Source organism: Micromonospora acroterricola (genome assembly GCF_003172955.1).
In the GTDB taxonomy this organism is placed as follows: Bacteria; Actinomycetota; Actinomycetes; order Mycobacteriales; family Micromonosporaceae; genus Micromonospora; species Micromonospora acroterricola.
Genome location: NZ_QGKR01000107.1, coordinates 1 through 21,321 on the forward strand (window position 1 = coordinate 1; position 21,321 = coordinate 21,321).

General features: G+C 73.2%; 21 protein-coding genes. 10 read left to right on the top strand and 11 right to left on the bottom strand.

Going from position 1 to position 21,321, the window contains the following annotated elements; translation table 11 throughout:
* Together DKT68_RS32335 and lexA are read right to left on the bottom strand one after the other, a co-directional pair.
* On the bottom strand, positions 1 to 187 hold a 187-nt coding region (locus tag DKT68_RS32335; protein ID WP_201748879.1), incomplete at its 3' end, for a hypothetical protein.
* Positions 188 to 285: 98 nt separating this feature from the next.
* The gene (lexA, locus tag DKT68_RS03340; RefSeq protein ID WP_030337371.1) at positions 286 to 1,071 is read right to left on the bottom strand and encodes a transcriptional repressor LexA; all 786 of its coding nucleotides are present in this window, start codon (positions 1,069 to 1,071) and stop codon (positions 286 to 288) included.
* 583 nt (positions 1,072 to 1,654) lie between these two features.
* Between lexA and nrdR the strand changes: the two genes are divergently transcribed.
* From nrdR to DKT68_RS03355, 3 genes are all read left to right on the top strand, one after another.
* Positions 1,655 to 2,158 (top strand): transcriptional regulator NrdR, encoded by a 504-nt coding sequence (gene nrdR / locus DKT68_RS03345; RefSeq protein WP_109815961.1) that lies wholly within the window; start codon positions 1,655 to 1,657, stop codon positions 2,156 to 2,158.
* A 62-nt stretch (positions 2,159 to 2,220) separates the two neighbouring features.
* Positions 2,221 to 5,103 (top strand): vitamin B12-dependent ribonucleotide reductase, encoded by a 2,883-nt coding sequence (locus tag DKT68_RS03350; RefSeq protein WP_109815976.1) that lies wholly within the window; start codon positions 2,221 to 2,223, stop codon positions 5,101 to 5,103.
* Between the two features lie 329 nt (positions 5,104 to 5,432).
* Positions 5,433 to 6,368, top strand: coding sequence for a DUF2332 domain-containing protein (locus DKT68_RS03355; protein WP_109815962.1), 936 nt, complete (start codon positions 5,433 to 5,435; stop codon positions 6,366 to 6,368).
* 55 nt (positions 6,369 to 6,423) lie between these two features.
* Here the strand turns inward: DKT68_RS03355 and DKT68_RS03360 are convergent, their stop codons facing one another.
* From DKT68_RS03360 to DKT68_RS30840, 4 genes are all read right to left on the bottom strand, one after another.
* Positions 6,424 to 7,365: a MerR family transcriptional regulator gene (locus tag DKT68_RS03360; RefSeq protein WP_109815963.1), complete on the bottom strand. Its 942-nt coding sequence runs from the start codon at positions 7,363 to 7,365 to the stop codon at positions 6,424 to 6,426.
* A 55-nt stretch (positions 7,366 to 7,420) separates the two neighbouring features.
* Positions 7,421 to 8,260 carry an alpha/beta fold hydrolase gene (locus DKT68_RS03365; protein ID WP_109815964.1) on the bottom strand — a complete coding sequence of 280 codons (840 nt, stop codon included), beginning with the start codon at positions 8,258 to 8,260 and terminating at the stop codon, positions 7,421 to 7,423.
* Positions 8,261 to 8,314: 54 nt separating this feature from the next.
* On the bottom strand, positions 8,315 to 8,878 hold the full coding sequence (locus DKT68_RS03370; protein ID WP_109815965.1) for a dihydrofolate reductase family protein: 564 nt from the start codon (positions 8,876 to 8,878) through the stop codon (positions 8,315 to 8,317).
* A gap of 71 nt (positions 8,879 to 8,949) precedes the next feature.
* Positions 8,950 to 10,224, bottom strand: coding sequence for an MFS transporter (locus DKT68_RS30840; RefSeq protein ID WP_161556615.1), 1,275 nt, complete (start codon positions 10,222 to 10,224; stop codon positions 8,950 to 8,952).
* Positions 10,225 to 10,405: 181 nt separating this feature from the next.
* Between DKT68_RS30840 and DKT68_RS30845 the strand changes: the two genes are divergently transcribed.
* The 3 genes from DKT68_RS30845 (at position 10,406) to DKT68_RS03385 (ending at position 12,359) form a co-directional block, all read left to right on the top strand.
* Positions 10,406 to 11,395, top strand: a complete 990-nt coding sequence (locus DKT68_RS30845; RefSeq protein ID WP_146218275.1) for an asparaginase — start codon at positions 10,406 to 10,408, stop codon at positions 11,393 to 11,395.
* A gap of 36 nt (positions 11,396 to 11,431) precedes the next feature.
* On the top strand, positions 11,432 to 11,686 hold the full coding sequence (locus DKT68_RS03380; protein ID WP_109815967.1) for a DUF5522 domain-containing protein: 255 nt from the start codon (positions 11,432 to 11,434) through the stop codon (positions 11,684 to 11,686).
* Positions 11,687 to 11,810: 124 nt separating this feature from the next.
* Complete coding sequence (locus tag DKT68_RS03385; protein WP_109815968.1) at positions 11,811 to 12,359, top strand: hypothetical protein; 549 nt, start codon at positions 11,811 to 11,813, stop codon at positions 12,357 to 12,359.
* Positions 12,360 to 12,392: 33 nt separating this feature from the next.
* Here DKT68_RS03385 and DKT68_RS03390 read toward each other — a convergent pair whose 3' ends face one another.
* Positions 12,393 to 13,082, bottom strand: a complete 690-nt coding sequence (locus tag DKT68_RS03390; protein ID WP_109815969.1) for a metal-dependent transcriptional regulator — start codon at positions 13,080 to 13,082, stop codon at positions 12,393 to 12,395.
* Between the two features lie 100 nt (positions 13,083 to 13,182).
* Between DKT68_RS03390 and DKT68_RS03395 the strand changes: the two genes are divergently transcribed.
* From DKT68_RS03395 to DKT68_RS03405, 3 genes are read left to right on the top strand one after another with little or no spacing between them, the layout of a single operon-like run.
* Positions 13,183 to 14,043 carry a sulfurtransferase gene (locus DKT68_RS03395; RefSeq protein WP_109815977.1) on the top strand — a complete coding sequence of 287 codons (861 nt, stop codon included), beginning with the start codon at positions 13,183 to 13,185 and terminating at the stop codon, positions 14,041 to 14,043.
* A gap of 48 nt (positions 14,044 to 14,091) precedes the next feature.
* On the top strand, positions 14,092 to 15,273 hold the full coding sequence (locus DKT68_RS03400) for an acetoin utilization protein AcuC (protein WP_109815970.1): 1,182 nt from the start codon (positions 14,092 to 14,094) through the stop codon (positions 15,271 to 15,273).
* Positions 15,274 to 15,296: 23 nt separating this feature from the next.
* Positions 15,297 to 17,852 carry a bifunctional acetate--CoA ligase family protein/GNAT family N-acetyltransferase gene (locus tag DKT68_RS03405; protein WP_109815971.1) on the top strand — a complete coding sequence of 852 codons (2,556 nt, stop codon included), beginning with the start codon at positions 15,297 to 15,299 and terminating at the stop codon, positions 17,850 to 17,852.
* Positions 17,853 to 17,875: 23 nt separating this feature from the next.
* On the opposite strand, the gene DKT68_RS03410 is transcribed toward DKT68_RS03405, so the two are convergent.
* The 4 genes from DKT68_RS03410 to sigB all read right to left on the bottom strand — a co-directional run bounded on the left by DKT68_RS03410 (position 17,876) and on the right by sigB (position 20,299).
* Positions 17,876 to 18,283, bottom strand: coding sequence for a VOC family protein (locus tag DKT68_RS03410; protein WP_109815972.1), 408 nt, complete (start codon positions 18,281 to 18,283; stop codon positions 17,876 to 17,878).
* Positions 18,280 to 18,786: an SRPBCC domain-containing protein gene (locus DKT68_RS03415; RefSeq protein WP_109815973.1), complete on the bottom strand. Its 507-nt coding sequence runs from the start codon at positions 18,784 to 18,786 to the stop codon at positions 18,280 to 18,282. The genes DKT68_RS03410 and DKT68_RS03415 overlap by 4 nt, the downstream gene beginning before the upstream one ends.
* On the bottom strand, positions 18,783 to 19,160 hold the full coding sequence (locus tag DKT68_RS03420) for an ArsR/SmtB family transcription factor (RefSeq protein ID WP_109815974.1): 378 nt from the start codon (positions 19,158 to 19,160) through the stop codon (positions 18,783 to 18,785). Before DKT68_RS03420 ends, DKT68_RS03415 begins: the two co-directional genes overlap by 4 nt.
* Positions 19,161 to 19,282: 122 nt before the next feature.
* Positions 19,283 to 20,299: an RNA polymerase sigma factor SigB gene (gene sigB, locus DKT68_RS03425; protein ID WP_109815975.1), complete on the bottom strand. Its 1,017-nt coding sequence runs from the start codon at positions 20,297 to 20,299 to the stop codon at positions 19,283 to 19,285.
* A gap of 231 nt (positions 20,300 to 20,530) precedes the next feature.
* Between sigB and DKT68_RS03430 the strand changes: the two genes are divergently transcribed.
* Positions 20,531 to 21,319 carry a sporulation protein gene (locus DKT68_RS03430; protein ID WP_109815978.1) on the top strand — a complete coding sequence of 263 codons (789 nt, stop codon included), beginning with the start codon at positions 20,531 to 20,533 and terminating at the stop codon, positions 21,317 to 21,319.
* Positions 21,320 to 21,321: the final 2 nt, after the last annotated feature.

A 21,321-nucleotide genomic window follows, 5' to 3' on the forward strand; every position in this document is an offset into this window, starting at 1 on the left:
TCCTCCGGGCGGCGGCCGTCCCGGTGGTGGCGTGTACGGCGGCGGTGGCGGGCAGCCCGGCGGCGGTCGGGCCGAGCCGCCCCGGCGCGGTGGGCCGGAGCCGGACTACCGCGGCCAGCGCGGTGGTCGCCGGCGCGGCGAGGACGCCGACCCGTACGGGCCGTATCCCGGTGGCGAGCGCGGCCACCGGGGCGAGCGCTACTGACGGGCCCCGGCCGCGTGGCCGTGGCAGGTTGAACCGAGTGGCTGGGCGCGAGTGAGCGCCCAGGGCACCCCGTCGACCGGTCAGATCCGGCGCAGCACCGCCACGACCCGGCCCATGATGGTGGCGTCGTCACCGGGGATCGGGTCGAAGGCCGGGTTCTGTGGCATCAGCCAGACGTGCCCGTCGCGTCGCCGGTAGGTCTTGACCGTCGCCTCGCCGTCGAGCATGGCGGCCACGATCTCGCCCGAGTCGGCGGTGGGCTGCTGCCGGACGACCACCCAGTCGCCGTCGCAGATCGCCGCGTCGAGCATCGAGTCGCCCTTGACCTGGAGCATGAAGACCTCACCCTCGCCGACCAGCTCGCGGGGGAGGGGGAAGATGTCCTCCACCGCCTGCTCGGCGAGGATCGGGCCACCGGCGGCGATCCGGCCGAGCATCGGCACGTACGCCGGGGTGGGCCGCTGCGCGCGGCTCAGCTCGTCGTCGATGGCCTCGCTGGGGGCGCGGACGTCCACCGCCCGCGGCCGGTTGGGGTCGCGGCGCAGGAAGCCCTTCTTCTCCAGCTCCTTGAGCTGGTAGGCGACGCTGGACGGCGACACCAGGCCGACCGCCTCGCCGATCTCCCGGACGCTCGGCGGGTAGCCGTGCCGCTCGACCCAGGTGCGGATGAACTCCAGAATGCGGCGCTGGCGGGCGGTCAGGTCGACCGTCGCCGGGTCGGGAAAGGCGCTGACCACCGGGGTGACCTGGCGCACGGCGGGCTGGCCCGTCCGGCTGCGCGCGGCGCTGCGGCGTCGGGTGGCCGGCGGACCCGCCTCGGTGATCTGCTGCGGGCTCTTCGGCCGGCTGGCCCGGTCCTCGGTCACGTCCGTCCTCCCTGGTCGGCGCTGGGTGCCTCGTCGGCTCGTGGTGCGTGCGGTGGTGCCACGACGGTTCTGCGTCGCAGGCCGCGGTGAAGATCCATCGCGCCCGGTTGTTCCTGACCGTATAGGTGAGATCGGTCATTTTCAAACATCTGTACGACCTGTCACCGGCGTGTCGGGGTGAAAAACCGCTCCGGTCGTACGGATGTTCTGATAAATGGTACGTCGAGTAGTACGGGTGTTCGATCCTCGGCCGTTTTCCGGGCCGGTTCGACCGGCTGGCCGGTAACCGCGCCGGGGTCTCGACGTTGGGTCTTCCGGCGGGGCGGTGGGGTGCGGATGACCGGATGGTCCGTGACGCGCCGGACACGCCCGCCAACTTGACCCGGCTTCGCCAGCGACATACGGTCAACCCCTAGATGTAGTAGTGACACGGGCGTAAGTTGCCTACAGGTTGGGTTCGACTACCGACCGCACTCCCGTACCGTCGATCACGGCGGGGGCCATCGGCGATGGCACCGTCGTGGCGAGCCGTGCCCGGGAGTGCCCGGATGCGCCGTGGTTGATCATGATTAGGAGGTAGGCGATGCGGTGTCCGTACTGCCGGCACGCCGACTCCCGGGTGGTCGACTCGCGGGAGGCCGATGACGGCCAGCTCATCCGGCGGCGACGGTCCTGCCCGGAGTGCGGCAAGCGGTTCACCACCGTCGAGGAGGCGGTGCTCGCGGTCGTCAAGCGCAGCGGGGTGACCGAGCCGTTCAGCCGTACGAAGATCATCGGCGGGGTGCGCAAGGCGTGCCAGGGCCGGCCGGTCGACGAGGACTCGATCGCGCTGCTGGCCCAGAAGGTCGAGGAGACCGTGCGGGCCAAGGGCGCGGCCGAGATCCCCAGCCACGACGTGGGGCTGGCGATCCTGGGCCCTCTGCGGGACCTGGACGAGGTGGCGTACCTGCGGTTCGCCAGCGTCTACCGGTCCTTCGACTCGCTCGCCGACTTCGAGCAGGAGATCGAGACGTTGCGGGCCGCCGCCCGAGCCCGGGAGGGCGCGGCGGAGGCCGGGGCGGCGGGGACCGCCGGCCGTACCAATTGAGGTTTGTGTTGCTGACAGGTGGACGCGCGGCGGGTGGCCGCGTGGACGAGGGGGCGGATGAGATGCCGGGGGATGGTGTGACGACAAGCAGGTCACGGAGCAAGGTCAGCGCGAGCGCGGGGCTGAAGATCGAGCGGGTGTGGACGACCGAGGGGGTGCACCCGTACGACGAGGTCACCTGGGAGCGCCGCGACGTCGTGATGACGAACTGGCGGGACGGCTCGATCAACTTCGAGCAGCGCGGGGTGGAGTTCCCGGAGTCGTGGAGCGTCAACGCGGCGAACATCGTGACCACCAAGTACTTCCGGGGCGCGGTGGGCACCCCGGAGCGGGAGTGGTCGCTCAAGCAGCTGATCGACCGGGTGGTCACCACCTACCGCACCGCCGGTGAGGAGTACGGCTACTTCGCCAGCCCGGCCGACGCCGAGATCTTCGGGCACGAGCTGACCTGGATGCTGCTGCACCAGGTGTTCAGCTTCAACTCACCGGTCTGGTTCAACGTCGGCACGCTGTCGCCGCAGCAGGTCAGCGCCTGCTTCATCCTGGCCGTCGACGACTCGATGGACTCGATCCTCGACTGGTACAAGGAGGAGGGGCTGATCTTCAAGGGCGGCTCCGGCTCCGGGGTCAACCTGTCCCGCATCCGCTCGTCCCGCGAGTTGCTCTCCTCCGGAGGCAACGCCTCCGGTCCGGTCAGCTTCATGCGCGGCGCGGACGCCTCGGCCGGCACCATCAAGTCCGGCGGCGCGACCCGGCGGGCGGCCAAGATGGTCATCCTCGACGTCGACCACCCGGACATCCAGGAGTTCGTGGTCACCAAGGCGCGCGAGGAGGACAAGATCCGCGCGCTGCGCGACGCCGGGTTCGACATGGACCTGGGCGGCTCCGACATCGTCAGCGTGCAGTACCAGAACGCCAACAACTCGGTCCGGGTCTCGGACGAGTTCATGACGGCGGTGGAGAACGACGGCGGTTTCGACCTGCGGGGTCGGCTCGATGGGGCGACCATCGAGACGGTCGAGGCGAAGAAACTGTTCCGTTCCATCTCCCAGGCCGCCTGGGAGTGCGCCGACCCGGGCCTGCAGTACGACGACACCATCAACGACTGGCACACCTGCCCCGAGACCGGCCGGATCACCGCGTCGAACCCGTGCTCGGAGTACCTGCACCTGGACAACTCCTCGTGCAACCTGGCCTCGCTCAACCTGATGAAGTTCCTCAAGGCCGACGGCGGCTTCGACGTGGAGAAGTTCGTCAGGTCGGTCGAGTTCGTCATCACCGCGATGGACATCTCGATCTGCTTCGCCGACTTCCCGACCGAGAAGATCGGTGAGACCTCCCGCGCCTACCGGCAGCTCGGCATCGGCTACGCCAACCTCGGCGCCCTGCTGATGGCCACCGGCCTGCCGTACGACTCGGAGCAGGGCCGCTCGGTCGCCGCGGCGATCACCTCGCTGATGACCGGCACCGCCTACCGCCGTTCCGCCGAGCTGGCCGGCGTCGTCGGCCCGTACGACGGCTACGCCCGCAACGCCGAGCCGCACAAGCGGGTCATGCGCAAGCACGCGGCGGCCAACGACGAGATCAAGCCCACCAGCCCGGTGGCCACCGCGATCGTCCGCGAGGCGACCAGGCAGTGGACCCAGGGCAACAAGATCGGCGACAAGAACGGCTGGCGCAACTCGCAGGCCAGCGTCCTCGCGCCGACCGGCACCATCGGCTTCATGATGGACTGCGACACGACCGGCGTGGAGCCGGACCTGGCGCTGGTCAAGTTCAAGAAGCTGGTCGGCGGCGGCTCGATGCAGATCGTCAACCAGACGGTGCCGCGCGCCCTGCGCAGCCTCGGCTACCCCGAGGAGCAGGTCGAGGCGATCGTCGAGCACATCGCCGACCACGGCCACGTGGTGGACGCCCCCGGCCTCAAGCCGGAGCACTACGCGGTCTTCGACTGCGCGATGGGTGAGCGGTCGATCGCCCCGATGGGCCACGTGCGGATGATGGCGGCGATCCAGCCGTTCGTCTCCGGCGCCATCTCCAAGACGGTCAACATGCCGGAGGCGGCCACCGTCGAGGACGTCGAGAAGATCTACTTCGAGGGCTGGAAGCTCGGCCTCAAGGCTCTGGCGATCTACCGGGACAACTGCAAGGTCGGCCAGCCGCTCTCGGTGGCGAAGTCGAACAAGACCGCCGCCCCGGCCGCCGTCGAGGCCGCGCCGGTCGTCGAGAAGGTCGTCGAGTACCGGCCGGTGCGCAAGCGCCTGCCGAAGAAGCGCCCGTCCGAGACGGTCTCCTTCTCGGTCGGCGGCGCCGAGGGCTACCTGACCGCGTCGTCCTACCCGGACGACGGCCTCGGCGAGGTCTTCCTCAAGATGTCCAAGCAGGGCTCCACGTTGGCCGGTGTGATGGACGCCTTCTCGGTGGCCATCAGCATCGGTCTGCAGTACGGCGTGCCGCTGGAGACGTTCGTCAGCAAGTTCACCAACATGCGCTTCGAGCCGGCCGGGATGACCGACGACCCGGACGTGCGCATGGCGGCCTCGGTGATGGACTACATCTTCCGTCGCCTGGCGCTGGACTTCCTGCCGTACGAGCGCCGCGCCGAGCTGGGCATCTTCACCGCCAGCGAGCGGGCCGCCCAGCTGCGGGCCGAGGCCGACGCAGAAGCCGCCGGCGTCACCGGCGCGGAGCTGACCGCGATGGCGTCTTCGGCCCCGGTGGAGGCCCCGGCCAAGCCGGAGGCCGTCGCCCAGCCGGCCCAGGAGGTCGCCGACGTGGCCGCCGCCAAGCCGGCCCCGAACGTGGGTTCCAGCACCGAACTGCTGGAGGCCGTGATCGGCAAGGCCGCCGACGCGCCACTCTGCTTCACCTGCGGCACGAAGATGCGCCCGGCCGGTAGCTGCTACGTCTGCGAGGGCTGCGGCTCCACCAGCGGCTGCAGCTGACGTACGCGAAAAGCTGCCCCGGCCTCCCTTATCGGAGGTCGGGGCAGCGCCGTTTCGGCCCGTGTCGGGCTCTGGACGACAGCGCGCGGACGACGGCACGGTGCACGCCCGGCAGGACCTTCGGGTCAATGGCCACCGCGTTGCAGGCCCTCGCGGAGGGTAGGTGCCGTGAAGCGGTTATACCTCAGAGGTATATGTATGACTCTGAGGTATACCGCTCACAGTGGTGGGTGCAGCCGAGCCTGCGCGGTGCGACGGCGACCACGGCCACGGCCACGGGAGCGGGAGCGGGGTGTGAATTCGCCGGGGCGGGCTGCGACGATCGGGGCATGACGACGGCTGAGGCGTACGCCACGTTCGCCGGCCGCGAGGTGCGCGGGATCTCGCCCGCGTACGAGCGGCTGTCCCTGGCGGTGTCCCGGGACGCCGAACTGCTCGCCCTGCTCGACGGGCTCCCGCCGGCCAAGCGGCAGCCGAACCTGCTCTTCGGCGTCGTCCGGTGGCTCGGCGGCCCGGTCGAGGACCCGGCCGCGTTCCACGACTACACGATCGCGAACTGGCCGGCCATCGAGGCGCAGGTGCGGGCCCGGGCCACCCAGACGAACGAGGCCGGCCGGTGCGCGGTCCTGCTGCCGGTGCTCGCCGCGCTGCCGCAGCCGCTCGCCCTGCTGGAGGTGGGCGCGTCCGCCGGGCTCTGCCTCTATCCCGACCGGTACGCCTACCGCTACGGCGAGCACCGGGTCGGCGCGGGCGAGCCGGTCCTGGAGTGCGCGGCCAGCGGGTTGGTCCCGCCGGCACGCGTACCCGAGGTGGTGTGGCGGGCCGGCCTGGACCTCAACCCGCTCGACGTGACCGACCCCGACGACGTGTCCTGGTTGGACGCGCTGATCTGGCCGGAGCACGCGCACCGGCGGGCGCGGCTGCGGGCCGCGGCGGCGGTCGCCGCGGCCGAGCCGCCGCTGCTGGTCCGTGGCGACCTGGTGTACGACCTCCCGGCGCTCGCCGCGCGGGCGCCGGCCGGCGCGACGCTCGTGGTCTTCCACACCTCCGTCCTCTACCAGGTGCCCGTGCCGCGCCGGGAGGAGTTCATCCGGCTGGTCCGTGACCTGCCCGGTCACTGGGTCGCGAACGAGGCCCCGGAGGTGCTGCCGTACGACGGGCTGCCGGCGCCGCCGGGGGAGGGGCTGCACAACGTCCTCGCGCGGGACGGCACGCCGCTGGCCTGGTCGCGGGGGCACGGCCAGGCCATCACCTGGTTCGCCTGACGCGAGCCCGACCCCGCCGTCCGCCGTCCGCCGGCCCGCGGCCGTCGCGGACAGCTCACCCGGCCGGCGAGGGCATCCGGGCGCGCAGGGCGCGGCTGAACCAGTCCAAGGCCGGCGTCACCCCGCCGCCGGCGGCCCAGCCGTTGATCAGGGAGAGCAGGTCGAGGTACCGGTCCCGGCGGGGATCGTTCGCGGCGTCCAGCCGGGCCAGCAGCCGTCGGCGCAGGTTGGCGTCGTCGGGGCGGTTGCTGAGGTCCGCGTACCGGCGAGTGACCGCCGCGACCACCGCATCGGCCTCGGCGTCGGTCGGATCCAGGCCGGCTCCCAGCGCGGGGGCCACCGCGTCCCGGACCACGGCGACGGCGTCCGGCCGAGGTGGCCCCGGGACGTCGTGGTCGGCGGCGTACTCCCGGACCAGCCGGCGCATGCTGGCCCGGAAGTCCGGGTCCTGGGCCAGCTCGGCCAGCTCCATCCACGCCTGCACCTGTTCGGTGCGGGGATCGTCGGGCAGTTCCGGCGTCAGCGTCCGCATGATCCCCGGGTACGCCGGCGTGGTGGCCAGGCCGTCGAAGACGGCGTCGAGGAAGTCGGCGACCAACCGGTGACGTTCCCGCGCGGAGAGCCGTGCCAGGGTGTGGAGCAGCTCCAACTCCTCGGCGCCTCCGCCGCGCCGGGTCACCGTGGTGAGCACCGCCTGCCGCAGCCGCAACACCCGGATCTGCACGGCCAACGCCTCGGCGTGCGCCGCGGTCACCTCGTGCAGCGGCACCTCGCGGTCCACCACCCGCCGGATGGCGGCGAGGTCCACGCCGAGGTCGCGCAGCGTCCGGACCAGCTCCAGCCGGGCGACGGCCTCCGGGCCGTAGCGGCGGTAGCCGGCCGGGCTGCGGTCGGTCGGTGGCACGATGCCCTGGTCGGCGTAGTAGCGGATGGTCTTGACGCTGAGGCCGGTCCGTTGGGCCAGCTCGCCGATCGTGTGACGCGTCTCGCCGTTCATGCCCCTCACCCTGCTGTCTCCCCCCGGTGGAGACTCAAGCGGCTGATGCCGACGGTCAGCCGAGAAACGCCGCGAGCGTCGCGGTGAACCGGTCGGCGTCGTCGAGCCACGGGTAGTGTCCCGCGCCCGGCTGGACGACCAGGTCGGCGCCCGGCATCAGCTCGCCGAGCTGGGCCACCAGGCCCGGCGGCGCGCCGAGGTCCACCTCGCCAGCGAGCAGCAGCACCGGGCCGCGACGTGCGGCGAGTGCGGCCCGGGTGGCCGCCGGATCGAAGGCTCCGTCGGCACCGAACATCCGGGCCGCCTCCTGGTTGCGCTGGCCGGGCTCGGCCGCCTGGTGAGCCTGGGCCACCGCGTCCCACCGGCCGTAGAAGAACGGCGCTATCGCCTGCCAGGCGTCGTCGGTGGCCCGACCGGACACCATGGAGTCCAGTGCCGCGACCGCCTCCGGGTACCAGGGCTCGCCGGCCCGGACCCGGGTGACCTCCTCGCGGAGCGCGGCGGTCGCCGCGAGCCCGACCGCCCGGGTGCTCGGGGTCACCAGCGCGAGCCGGCCCACCCGCTCGGGGTGCCGAGTGGCGTACTGAAGCGCCACGTTGGTGCCGGCGGAGTGCCCGAGCAGGTCCAGCCGGTCGAGGTCCAGGTGCCGGCGCAGCGCCTCCACATCGTCGACCAGCCGGTCGCAGCGATAGGTGGAGACGTCCCCCGGCACGGCCGACCGGCCGGTGCCCCGACTGTCGAGGACGACCAGCGTCCGGTACGCGCCCAGACCGCCGAGATCACCGAGGTACGCCGAGTCGCGCATCGGGCCGCCGGGCAGGCAGACCAGCGGCTCGCCACCGCCGAGGAGCCGGTAGGCGAGCGTCGTCCCGTCGGGCGCAGCGAACGTGGTCATGAGCGCACCCTCCCAGAACCCCGGTGCCCGCGGGACCGTTCCCGGCCGCGCCGGTCAGCGGACCCGCTCGTGGCGGAGCAGGACGACGCCGTTGCCGAATTGCCGGCTTTCCACCAGCCGCAGGCCGGTCGGGGCGTCGGTGTCGGGGAAGAGCCGGCGTCCCCGGCCGAGCAGCACCGGGTGGACGTAGATCCGGTACTCGTCGATCAGGTCGTGCCGGGCGAAGGTGGCGGCCAGGTCGGCCCCGCCCAGCGCCAGGTCACCGCCGGGCTCGGCGGTGAGCTTGCGGACCTGCTCGACGTCGACCTCCCGCACCACCGTGGCGTTCCAGTCGGCGTGGTCGAGGGTGCGGGAGTAGACGATCTTGGGCATGTCCCGCCAGATGCGGGCGTAGTCGCGCATCGGGCCACTGGCGGTCGGGTCCTGGTCGGCGGTCGGCCAGAACGCTGCCATCAGTTCGTAGCTGACCCGTCCGTTGAGGAACCCGCCCATCGGGGCGATGACGTCGTTGAAGTGCTGGTGCAGCTCGTCGTCGACCTGGTGCCAGCCGAGGTCGCCGCCCGGGCCCTCGAAGAACCCGTCCAGTGACAGGCTCATGTGCACAACGATCTTCCGCATCGTGTCCCTCCGTGCTCGTCGATGGATGCCGGGCCGAGCATCGTCGGACCCTACGACGAAACCGTCGAACGTCACGGCGACACGGGCGGCATGTCCCGCATCCGACGTAGCGGGGAGCAGACCACGAACAGGCACGCCGCCCAGGTGCCCAGCACGCACACCCAGAGGGCGCCGCGCAGTCCCAGCGCGGTGCCGAGCGCGCCGCCGGTCAGCGCGCCGAGCGGGATCACCCCGAAACAGATCCAGAGGAACGCCGCGTTGACCCGGCCGAGGATCGCCGGTGGGGTGATCCGCTGCCGGTAGGTCGTCGCCGCCACGTTGTACAGCACCGCGTTGGCCGAGAACGCGGCCAGCCCGACCCCGTAGAGCAGCACGCCCCAGCCCGGCTGCGCCAGCGGCATGAGCAGGTAGAACGGCCCCGGCGCGGTCATCGCCACCCAGATCACCCGAGCCGAGCCGAGCCAGGCCGACAGCCGGGCGGCCAGCACCCCCACCACCAGCCCGCCGACGGCGCTGACCGAGAAGACGAGCCCCACCTGCACCGGGTTGGCGTGCAGCTCGCGCACCAGGAAGGTCACCTCGATCGAGCTGGACGCCATGACCCAGAAGTTCGACCAGGTGGTGCAGGCCAGGATGCTGACGAGGATCCGTTGCCGCCGGATGAAGCCGAGCCCGTCGGTCAGCTCCACCCGCAGCGGCACCCGCGGGGCGGGCTCGCGGCGGACCGGCGCCTCCCGGATCAGGATCAGCGTCAGCGCGCTGACCAGGAAGGCGAACCCGTTCGCCAGGAACGTCCGGGCGGCGCCGACCAGGCCGATCAGCGCGCCGCTGACCGTCGGGCCGACGAGTTCGGCGGCGTCCTGGCTGATGGTGAGCTTGGCGTTGCCGTCCACCAGCAGGTCCGCCGGCACCAGTCGGGGGAGCATGCTCTTGTACGCCACGGTGAACAGCACGGTGAGGACCCCGCCGAGCCCGACCACCACGTACAGGAAGACGAGGGTGAGCTGGTCGACCAGGGCGGCCACCGGCAGCGACAGCATGAGCGCGGCCCGACCCAGGTCGCACGCGATCATCAGTCGCCGCTGGTCGAGCCGGTCGGCCACGATGCCCGCCGGCAGCGAGAAAAGCAGGTACGGCAGCCAGGCCAGGACGGTCAGCAGGGAGACCTGGAACACACTGGCGTTCAGGGTGTCGGCGGCCAGCAGCGGCACCGCGACGTTCGCGATCCGGGTGCCCAGCTCGCTGACCGTCTGCCCGCCCCAGAGCAGCAGGAAGTTCCTGCTGCGCCACAGCGACGGGCCGGTTCCCGTCGTGCCAGCCGGGGCCTGGGTCACCTGCTGGGTCACGGCGCTGCCTGTCTGTGCGGTCCCGCGCGCCGCCGGCCGGCGGCCCGGGGACTGTATCGGGGCCGCGATCCTCCGCGACACCGCATTTCGCCCCCGGACGGACGGGGCGTCGGCCCGGCCGGGGCGTGCCGGTACGGTCCCAGGGCCGCTGGCGCCCGGCGGCGGAACGGAGGCTCCACCCGTGTCCATCGCCCTGATCACCCTCGGCGGCACGATCGCGATGGGCGGCGTCGATGCCAGCCGCCCGGGTGTGGTCACCCGACTGACCGGCGCGGACCTTACCGCCGCCGTGCCCGGCCTCGCCGAGCTGGGCGTACCCGTGGACGTGCGGGACACGCAGGCGGTGCCCAGCGCGCACCTGACCGGCCGGCAGCTGCTCGACGTGGTCGCGGAGGCGTCCCGGGCGGTGACCGGCGGCGCGACCGGCGTGGTGGTCACCCAGGGCACCGACACGCTGGAGGAGGCGGCGTTCCTGGCCGACCTGGTCTGGCCGCACGCCGCCCCGCTGGTGTTCACCGGCGCGATGCGCAACCCCACCCTGGCCGGCGCCGACGGGCCGGCGAACCTGCTGGCGGCTCTCCGGGTGGCCGCCGCGCCGGACGCCCGTGACCTGGGCGTGCTGGTCGCCGTCAACGACGAGGTGCACGCCGCCCGCTGGCTGCGCAAGACGCACAGCACCAGCACCGCCACCTTCGCCGCGCCCAACGCCGGCCCGCTCGGGCAGGTGATCGAGGGGGAGGTACGGATGCTGACCCGGCCGCGACGGCACGAGCCGCTGCCGCCGGTGGACCCGGACCGGCTCGACGCGACGCGGGTGGCCCTGTACGTGGTGGCGCTGGACGACGACGGGCTGCTGCTGAACGGCCTGGCGGGCACCCACCAGGGCCTGGTGGTGGCCGGCTTCGGGGTGGGGCACGTGCCGGCCGCGCTGGCACCGGTGCTCGGGGACCTCGCCGCCCGAATGCCGGTCGTGCTCACCTCCCGCTCCGGGGCCGGGTCGGTGCTGCGGCACACGTACGGGGCGGTCGGCTCGGAGACCGACCTGCAACGGCGCGGGCTGCTCAACGGAGGGTTGCTCGACCCGTACAAGGCGCGGGTGCTGCTGCGTCTGCTGCTGGCCGCTGGCGCCGGCCGGGACGAGGTGGCGGCCGCCCTGGCCCGGCACGGGTGAGCGCTGGGCCCCGGACGGCGTCCCTAGACTGCTGCGGTGACCGGAGAGCGACGACCGTTGGCGGACCGGCCGCTTACCGAGCCGCACCCGTCCCGGCTGCCGCCCGACCACCCCGACCGGGCCCGGATTCTCGCCGCCCACACCGCCGCGCTGGCGGCCGGGGAGGTCGGCTACCTCGACCCGGCGACCGGGTTGTTCGTGCTCAGCGCCGGCTTCCTGGCGCGACGCGGCACGTGCTGCGGCCGCGGCTGCCGGCACTGCCCGTACGTGGATGATCCGCCGGTCGGATGAGCGCGGGCGGGGTCGCGGCGGACCCGCCGAACGAGGGCTTCCGCCCGGCCCGGACACCCCGTACGGTGTCCGACGGACATCCGGGCGGGCACCTTCCCGCCGTCGGTCGGCGAGAGGGTGGAGAGTGCGCGGGCGGATCGTGGTGGCCGGGCTGGCGGGGCTGCTGGTGAGCGGCTGCGCCGCCGAGGCCGAGCCGGTGGCGGTGCCGCCGCCGGCGCCGATCGCGGTGGACGTGGCGGCGGCCTCCTCGGGCGGCGCCTGCCGCCTGCTGGACTTCACCCTCATCGAGCAGCTGATCAAGGTGCGCTTCGACGTGGCGGCCGCCAGCGAGCGGGGCGACACGTACACCTGCGTGGTCCGGGCCGAGCGTGCGACGCTGCCGGAGCTGACGCTGAGCGTGACCGACGCCAAGATTGACAAGACGACCTTCGGCGCGGACGTGGTGCCCGACAAGGCGGCGAAGGTCACCGGGCTGGGTCAACAGGCGTACCGGCGGACCACCGCCGCGGCCAGCGGTCAGGGGCCGGTGGCCGAGGTGGGCTGGCTGGCCACCGAGGGTCGACTGGCCACGCTGAGCTGGACCACCGCCCGTGGCGCCGAGCGCTCGGCGGCCGAGAAGCTGACCGGTGACCTCATCGCGCTGGCCAAGAAGGTGGACACCCGGGCGTTGTGACGCCGGGGGCCGACCTCCCTGGCCGGCGGTCGGTCAGCTGGCGGCGACGAAGACCCGGGAGGCGACCTCGCGGGGCAGCCGGACCCGGTCCCCGGAGCGGTCGATCGAGACCCCGTCGCGCTCCTGGGCCACGGTCACCGTGGCGCCCGGGTCGACGCCGGCGGCGTGCAGCTGGCGCAGCACGTCGGCATTGGTCTGCACGCTCTCGCAGATGCGACGCACCACGACCGGCCCGGAGAGCCCGGGGAAGGCCAGGTTGCGCTCACCCTCGCCAGCCGCGGTCGGCTCGGCCTCCAGCGAGCCCAGCCCCTCCAGCCCCGGAATCGGGTTGCCGTAGGGGGAGCGGGTCGGCCGGTTGAGCAGGTCGTACACCCGCTTCTCCACGGCGTCGCTCATCACGTGCTCCCAGCGGCAGGCCTCCTCGTGGGCCTCCTCGTAGGGCATCCCGATGACGTTGACGAGCAACAGCTCGGCGAGGCGGTGCTTGCGCATCACGGACACGGCGGTGCCGCGGCCCTGTGGGGTGAGCACCAGGTGCCGGTCGCCCTCGACGGTGAGCAGGCCGTCGCGCTCCATCCGGGCGACGGTCTGGCTCACGGTCGGGCCGCTCTGCCTGAGCCGCTCGGCGATGCGGGCGCGCAGCGGCGGCACACCCTCCTCCTCCAGTTCGAGGATGGTGCGCAGGTACATTTCGGTCGTGTCGACCAGGTCGTGAGACTTCATGACGTCAGCGGCCCTCCGGTGCACGATGCTACCTCGGCGAACGGCGATCGACCGCCGCCGAGCCGGGTGACGGCGACCCGGATGGTGTTGGATGGTCGCCATGTCCGGTACCGAGGATCAGCTGGTCGAGGTCGACCGGCTCGCCGCCGAGCTCGACCGCGCCGACCCGCCCACCCTGCTCGACGTCCGCTGGCGGCTCACCGGCCCGCCCGGCCGCGACGACTACCTGGCCAACCACCTGCCCGGCGCGGTCTTCGTCGACCTGGACACCGCGCTCTGCGGGCCGCCCGGCGCCGGCGGCCGGCACCCACTGCCCGACCCGGCAGCCCTGCAGGCCGCGCTGCGGGCCGCCGGCGTCCGCGCCGATCACCCGGTGGTGGTGTACGACGGCGGCGACGGGCTGGCCGCCGCCCGCGCCTGGTGGACCCTGCGCTGGGCCGGGCACCGCCCTGTCCGCCTGCTGCACGGGGGCTACCCGGCCTGGGTCGCCGCAGGTCGACCCGTCTCCACCACGGCACCCGCCCCGATCCCCGGTGACGTCGAGGTGCGCCCGGGTGATCTTCCGGTGCTCGACGCCGGACAGGCCGCCGCGCTGGCCGCCGCCGACGACGCCGTGCTGCTCGACGTGCGGGCCGCGCCGCGCTACCGGGGAGAGGTCGAGCCGATTGATCCGGTGGCCGGGCACGTGCCGGGCGCGGCGAATCTGCCCGCCGGAGAGTACGTCGGCCCGGACGGGCGTTTCCTCGCCGCCGACGTGCTGCGCGAGCGGTTCGCCGCCGCCGGGGTGACCGGGGCGCGTTCCGTCGGGGCGTACTGCGGCTCGGGTGTGACGGCCGCGCAGGCCGTGCTCGCGCTGCACCTGGCCGGCCGACCGGACGCGGCCCTCTACGTCGGATCGTGGAGCAACTGGGTGGCCGACCCGTCCCGGCCGGTCGCCTCCGGGCCGACACCCGGCCGCTGACCAGCGCGTGCGGTGGGCCGGTGACGGTCCTCGTGCGACGATGGGCTCATGTCCGACGACACGGTGGTGGTGTGGGACGAGTCGCTGCTCGCCTACGACATGGGTGAGCATCCACTCGACCCCGTCCGGGTGGAGCTGACCGTCGCGCTAGCCCGCGAGCTGGGCATCCTGGATCGGCCGGGGGTCCGCCTGGTCAAGCCGGAGCCCGCCGACGACGCCCTGCTCACCCGGGTGCACGACCCGGCCTACCTGGCCGCGGTGCGCGCCGCGCCGCGCGACCCGCTGTTCGCCGGGTACGGGCTGGGCACGTCCGACAACCCGGTCTTCGACGGGATGCACGAGTCCAGCGCGCTCATCGCCGGCGCCACCGTGGCCGCTGCCGAGGCGGTGTGGCGGGGTGACGCCCGGCGGGCCGTGAACGTGGCCGGTGGCCTGCACCACGCGATGCCCGCCCGGGCCTCCGGCTTCTGCGTCTACAACGACCCGGCGGTGGCCATCGCCCGTCTGCTCGACCTGGGCGCCGAGCGGATCGCGTACGTGGACGTCGACGTGCACCACGGCGACGGGGTGCAGCAGATCTTCTGGGACGACCCCCGGGTGCTCACGGTCAGCGTGCACGAGACCCCGCTCGCGCTCTTCCCGGGCACCGGCTTCCCGGACGAGACCGGCGGGCCGGGCGCGCAGGGCACCGCGGTCAACATGCCCCTGCCGCCGGGCGTGGACGACACCGGCTGGCAGCGGGCGTTCCACGCGATCGTGCCGTCGGTGCTGCGGGCGTTCCGGCCGCAGGTGCTGGTCAGCCAGTGCGGCGCCGACGGGCACCGGTTGGACCCGCTCGCCGACCTCAACCTGACGGTGGACGGGCAGCGGGCCACCTACGTGGCGTTGCGGGCGCTCGCCGACGAGCTGTGCGACGGCCGTTGGGTCGCCACCGGCGGCGGCGGGTACGCGCTGGTCGAGGTGGTGCCCCGGGCCTGGACCCACCTGCTGGCCGTGGCCACCGGCACCCCGCTCGACCCGGCGACGCTCACCCCGCCGGCCTGGCGGGCGCTGGCCGCCGCCCGCCGCCCGGGCCGGGAGGTGCCGCTTCGGATGACCGACGACGCGGACCCGTCGTTCGAGCCGTGGCAGCCGACCGGCGAGCCCAACGCGGTGGACCGGGCGATCGCGGCGACCCGCAAGACGGTCTTCCCGCTGCTCGGGCTCGACCCGTACGACCCGCGGGACTGAGCCGGGCCGGGGGAGGACCGCCGGTGACCACCGTGGACCAGCCGGTGGACGTGCTGCTCAGCGACGGCAGCACCGTCCAGTTGCGGCCGATCGGCCCGGACGACGCGCCGGCCATCGTGGCGATGCACGGCCGGTTCTCCGAGCGCACCCGCTACCTGCGCTACTTCTCGCCGTACCCGCGCATCCCCGAGCGTGACCTGATCCGCTTCGTCACGGTCGACCACCACGACCGGGAGGCGTTCGTGGTGCTGGCCGGTGACCGGATCGTCGCGGTCGGCCGCTACGAGCGGCTCGGGCCGCAGGCACCGGAGGCGGAGGTCGCCTTCGTGGTGGAGGACGCCTACCAGGGGCGGGGCATCGGTTCGGTGCTGATGGAGCACCTCGCCGACGCGGCCCGGCGCAACGGCATCATGAGCTTCGTCGCCGAGGTGCTGCCGGCCAACGGCACGATGCTGCGGGTCTTCGCCGACTTCGGCTACCAGGTCCAGCGCGAGTTCGCCGACGGCGTGGTCCACCTGAGCTTCCCGATCGCGCCGACCGAGGCCACGCTGGAGGTGCAGCGCGGCCGGGAGCACCGCACCGAGGCCCGTTCGATCGCCCGGCTGCTCGCCCCGCGTGGCATCGCCGTCTACGGCGCCAGCGCGACCGGCCAGGGTGTCGGCGCGGCGGTGCTCGGGCACCTCCGCGACGGCGGTTTCACCGGTGCGGTGGTGCCGGTGCATCCGAGTGCGTCGACCGTGGCGGGGCTGCCCGCGTACCCCTCGGCGGTCGACGCCGGGGTGCCGGTCGACCTGGCGGTGGTGGCCGTGCCGCCGGAGGCGGCGTCCGGGGTGGTGACCGACGCGGCCGCCGCCGGGGTGCACGGCCTGGTGGTCATCTCCGCCGGATTCGCCGAGGCCGGCGCGGAGGGCGCGGCCGCGCAGCGTGCGCTGGTCCGCGCGGCGCACGCCGCCGGGATGCGGGTGGTCGGCCCGAACTGTCTCGGTGTGGCCAACACCGATCCGGCGGTACGCCTCAACGCCACCCTCGCGCCGGCGCTGCCGCCGGCCGGCCGGGTCGGCATCTTCAGCCAGTCCGGCGCGTTCGGGGTGGCGCTGCTCGCCGAGGCCGACCGGCGTGGCCTGGGGCTGTCGAGCTTCGTCTCGGCCGGCAACCGGGCCGACGTCTCCGGCAACGATCTGCTCCAGTACTGGCAGGACGACCCCGGCACCGACGTGATCATGCTGTACCTGGAGACCTTCGGCAATCCGCGAAAGTTCGCCCGGCTGGCCCGGCGGATCGGCCGTGCCAAGCCGGTTGTCGCGCTCGCCTCACCGGCCCGCCCGGCCGGGGTGGGCGACACCGCCGGGCCGGACGAGGTGGCGGTGGCCGCGCTCTTCGCCCAGTCCGGGGTGATCCGGGTGGACACCGTGCCCGAGCTACTCGACGTGGGGGTGCTGCTGGCCAACCAGCCGCTGCCCGCCGGTGGCCGGGTCGGCGTGGTCGGCAACTCCTCGGCGCTCACCGGCCTGGCCGCCACCGCCTGCGCCGGGCAGGGCCTCACCGTCGTCGACGGGTATCCCCGCGACGTCGGGCCGCGCGCCGGCGCCGGCGAGTTCGCGGCCGCGCTGGCCGAGACGGCCGGCGACGACCGGGTGGACGCCCTGGTGGTGGTCATCGCACCGCCACTGCCCGGCCAGCTCACCGATGTGGACGCCGACGTCACCGCCGCGCTGCCGGCCGTGCTCGCGCTGGGCAAGCCGACCGTGGCGACGTTGCTGGTCGGCCGGCTGCCGGCGGGGGTGCCGGCGTACGGGGGCGTGGAGGAGGCGGTGCGGGCGCTCGCCCGGGTGCACCGGTACGCCGAGTGGCTGCGCCGACCGCCGGGGGTGGCGCCCGAGCTGCCCCGGATCGACCGGGCCGCCGCGCAGGCCGCGCTGCGCGCCGACGCCACCGATCCGACGGAGTTGCTGGCCGCGTACGGCATCGATGTGGTGGCGTCGGTGCCGGTCGACTCGGTCGACGGCGCGGCCGGGACGGCCATCCGGCTGGGCTTCCCGGTGGCGCTCAAGGCCGCCGCCCCGGGGCTGCGGCACCGGCTCGACCTCGGCGCGGTCCGGCTCGACCTGCCCGACGAGCCGGCGGTCCGCCGGGCGTACGCCGAGCTGGCGGCGGTCTTCGGGGCGGAGGTGCTGGTGCAGCCGATGGTCCCGCCCGGGGTGGCCTGCGTGGTGGAGCTGGTGGAGGATCCGGCGTTCGGGCCGGTGGTCGGTTTCGGTCTCGGCGGCGTCGCCACCGAGCTGCTCGGCGACCGGGCCTGGCGTGCGGTGCCGCTGACCGACCGGGACGCCGCCGAGCTGGTCGACGAGCCTCGGGCGGCGCCGTTGCTGCGCGGGCACCGGGGCGCCGCACCGGTCGACCGCGCGGCCCTGGCGGACCTGTTGCTGCGGGTCGGCCAGCTCGCCGATGAGCAGCCCCGGGTGCGGTCGCTGACCCTCAACCCGGTGCTCGCCCGACCGGACGGCATCTCGGTCCTGCACGCCCAGGTGCGGGTCGGCGGTGTGGCCGCCCGACCGGACACCGGCCCCCGTCGCCTGTGAACGCCCCTTTTCGCCGCGTCCGGTCAGGCGCGGCTGGAGATCTGCTGGACGGCCCAGGCGTTGCCGTCCGGGTCGGTGAAGAAGACGAAGCCGACGTTGTCCAGCGGGTGCGGCGTGGGGCTCGGGTTGGCGCCCAGCACCTGGATCTCGCTGACCTCCACGCCACGTTCGACCAGCTCGGCGCGGGCACGCTCCAGGTCGGGCACCACCAGTTGCAGGCCCTTGAGCGAGCCCGGCGGCATGTCCGGGACGGCGCCCTTGCCGATCACGACCGAGCAGCCGGAGCCGGGCGGGGTCAGCTGGACGATGCGCACGTCGTCGCCCAGCACCGTGTCGTGGTCCACCACGAAGCCGAGCCGGTCGGCGTAGAACTTCTTCGCCCGGTCCACATCGGAGACCGGCACGACCACCACTTCCAACGTCCAGTTCATGGTTGCTCTCCTCGCATCGTCGTTGTCTGGCGCAGCAGGTCGGCGAGCCGCGTGAAGCTCTGCCCGACCCCCCGAGTCATCGGGTACCGCAGCACGGTGTCGCGCCCCTCCGGGGTGGCGTATTGCAGTGTGGTGGTGACTGTCGTCCGCCCGGCCAGCTCGGTGAACTCGTGGCTGACCAGCGTCTCGCCCGGGTAGGACTGGTCGTCGAAGAGCTCGGTGTAGACCAGCCGGTGGGGTGCCTCGATCTGCCGGTAGGCCCCGGCCTGGACCATCCGGGCGTCCTCCGGGCCGAGCGACACGAACCGCCACCGCCCGCCGACCCGCAGGTCGACGTCGCACTCCGCCAGCCGCCAGCCGCGCGCGCCGTACCACCGGACCAGCAGCTCGGGCTGGGTGAAGGCGGCGAAGACCAGGGGTGCCGGCGCCTCGAACAGCCGACTCAACACGATCTCCCGATCGCCCGGCGTGTGGACGACGAGCGGGTCGTCGGCGCCGCTCACCCGCGCGTCCCGTCCGGTCGGGTGCGCCGGCGCTCGGCGTCGGTCCGGTCGACGGCCTTCAGTTCGTCGAGCAGGGCGTCGAGGCGCTGGTAACTCTCCGCCCAGTAGTCGCGGAAGTCGGCGAGCCAGGCCGTGGCCTCCCGCAGCGGCCGGGCCTCCAGCCGGCACGGCCGGCGCTGGGCGTCCCGCCCTCGGCTGACCAGGCCGGCACGCTCCAGCACCTTGAGGTGCTTGGAGATGGCCGGTTGGCTCATCGCGAAGGGCTCCGCCAGCTCCGTCACGGTCGCCTCACCGCCCGCCAACCGGGCGAGGATCGCCCGCCGGGTCGGGTCGGCCAGCGCCGCGAATGTCGCGTCCAACAGCTCCGTGCCCACTGCTTATAACCTCCTGGTTCTATAACCATATGGTTTGTAGCGTGGATCGGTGCCCGCGTCAAGCACCTCGACAACACGGAAGGCCCCGGCGAACCGCCGGGGCCTTCGTGGGCGCCACTGCGTCAGCAGGCGTACGCCTCCAGACGCTGGGCCCGCTCCGGTGCGCGCAGCTTCAGCAGCGTCACCTTCTCGATCTGCCGGATCCGCTCCCGGGAGAGGCCGAACTCCCGACCCACCTCGTCCAGCGTGCGCTGCCGGCCGTCGTCCAGCCCGAACCGGAGCCGGATGACCGCCTGCTCCCGCTGGGACAGGGTGGCCAGCACGATGCTCACCTCGTTGCGCAGCTCGCCCTGAGCGGCCGCGTCACCCGGCTCGGCGCGCGGGTCCACCGCGGCCACGAAGTCACCGAGCGCGCTCTCGCCGTCGTCGCCGACGGCCTGGTCCAGGCTGACCGGCTCCCGGTCGTACGAGATCAGCTCGATGACCTGGAACTCGGGGATGTCCAGAGCCCGTGCGACCTCGGCGACCGTGGGTTCGCGGCCCAGCGTCACCGCCAGCTCGCGGCGGGCCCGAACCATCCGGTTGACCTGCTCGACCATGTGTACGGGGATGCGGATGGTGCGGGCCTGGTCGGCCATCGCGCGGGTGATCGCCTGCCGGATCCACCAGGTGGCGTAGGTGGAGAACTTGTAGCCCTTGGCGTAGTCGAACTTCTCCACCGCCCGGATCAGGCCGAGGTTGCCCTCCTGGATCAGGTCGAGAAAGGCCATCCCACGTCCGGTGTAGCGCTTGGCGATGCTGACCACCAGCCGCAGGTTCGCCTCCAGCAGATGGTCCTTGGCCGCCCGGCCCTCCGCGACGACCAGCTCCAGATCGGCCCGCAGCGCCGGCGAGACCGGGGTGCAGGTGGCGAGCTTCTCGTCGGCGAACAGGCCGGCCTCGATGCGCCGGGCCAGGTCGACCTCCTGCGCCGCGGTCAGCAGCTTCGTCCGGCCGATCCCGTTGAGATACGCCCGGACCAGGTCGGTGGAGATGCCACGCTCGTCGGTGGCGTCCAGGTCGGCGAGGACCTCGGTGGCCCCGTCGGTGTCGGTGCTGGCGGCCGGGCGCGTCCGGTGTTCCGTCATCTGCAGGACCATCTCTGTCTCTCCCCGTTTCCACGTCTGTGCCGTGTCTCCGGCCCAGTGGTGCCGGTGTGACACACAGCTTGGCGGGCGGGGCGTAAAACGGGAGTGAGGCGATCGGGCACCCGACAGCAATCCGGCCGGGTCACGGGCGCGGTGTGTCGTCCCGGTGCGTCGTTGACCGCCCCGGCTACCGTGCCGACGGTCGGCCACCCACGGTCGACGCGACAGGAGATGGAGAGCGACGTGGTCTTCAAGCGGCTCATGAAGGCGATGGGGGTCGGCGGCCCGTCGGTGGAGACGGTGCTGGCCAACCCGAACTGCCGCCCGGGCGGCCAGTTGGAGGGCCGCATCCAGGTGCTCGGCGGCGACCACCAGGTCGACATCGACCACGTGACGCTCGGCCTGGTCACCCGGGTCGAGGTGGAGAGCGGCGACAACAACTACGACACCACCCAGGAGTTCCACCGCCAGCGGGTCACCGGCGCGTTCCGGCTGGAGCCGGGGCAGCGCCACGACATCCCGTTCCGCTTCGACGTGCCGTGGGAGACACCCGTCACCGAGCTGTACGGGCAGCACCTGCACGGCATGACGATGGGGCTGCGTACGGAGCTGGAGGTCGCCCGCGCGGTCGACAAGGGCGACCTGGACGCGGTGTCGGTGCACCCGCTGCCGGCGCAGGAACGGCTGCTGGACGCGTTGCTGCGGCTGGGCTTCCGGTTCGCGCGCGCCGATGTGGAGCGTGGTCACATCTACGGCGTCCGGCAGACGCTGCCGTTCTACCAGGAGATCGAGTTCAGTCCGGCGCCGCAGTACGCCCGTTCGATCAACCAGTTGGAGGTCACCTTCATCGCCGATCCGCAGCAGATGCAGGTGGTGCTGGAGGTCGACAAGCGCGGCGGCGTCTTCACCGAGGGCCGGGACGCGTTCGGCCGGTTCACGGTCGACCACGCCACCGCCGACCGCACCGACTGGACCGCCGAACTCGACGGCTGGCTCCGCCAGTCCCTCCAACGCCGCGGCCTCTTCTCCTGACG

Coding starts and splice junctions, on each gene's coding strand:
- nrdR (WP_109815961.1), top strand. CDS start 1,655: ATGCGGTGTCCGTACTGCCGGCACGCCGACTCCCGGGTGGTCGACTCG.
- DKT68_RS03350 (WP_109815976.1), top strand. CDS start 2,221: ATGCCGGGGGATGGTGTGACGACAAGCAGGTCACGGAGCAAGGTCAGC.
- DKT68_RS03355 (WP_109815962.1), top strand. CDS start 5,433: ATGACGACGGCTGAGGCGTACGCCACGTTCGCCGGCCGCGAGGTGCGC.
- DKT68_RS03360 (WP_109815963.1), bottom strand. CDS start 7,365: ATGAACGGCGAGACGCGTCACACGATCGGCGAGCTGGCCCAACGGACC.
- DKT68_RS03365 (WP_109815964.1), bottom strand. CDS start 8,260: ATGACCACGTTCGCTGCGCCCGACGGGACGACGCTCGCCTACCGGCTC.
- DKT68_RS03370 (WP_109815965.1), bottom strand. CDS start 8,878: ATGCGGAAGATCGTTGTGCACATGAGCCTGTCACTGGACGGGTTCTTC.
- DKT68_RS03390 (WP_109815969.1), bottom strand. CDS start 13,082: ATGAAGTCTCACGACCTGGTCGACACGACCGAAATGTACCTGCGCACC.
- DKT68_RS03395 (WP_109815977.1), top strand. CDS start 13,183: ATGTCCGGTACCGAGGATCAGCTGGTCGAGGTCGACCGGCTCGCCGCC.
- DKT68_RS03400 (WP_109815970.1), top strand. CDS start 14,092: ATGTCCGACGACACGGTGGTGGTGTGGGACGAGTCGCTGCTCGCCTAC.
- DKT68_RS03410 (WP_109815972.1), bottom strand. CDS start 18,283: ATGAACTGGACGTTGGAAGTGGTGGTCGTGCCGGTCTCCGATGTGGAC.
- sigB (WP_109815975.1), bottom strand. CDS start 20,299: ATGGTCCTGCAGATGACGGAACACCGGACGCGCCCGGCCGCCAGCACC.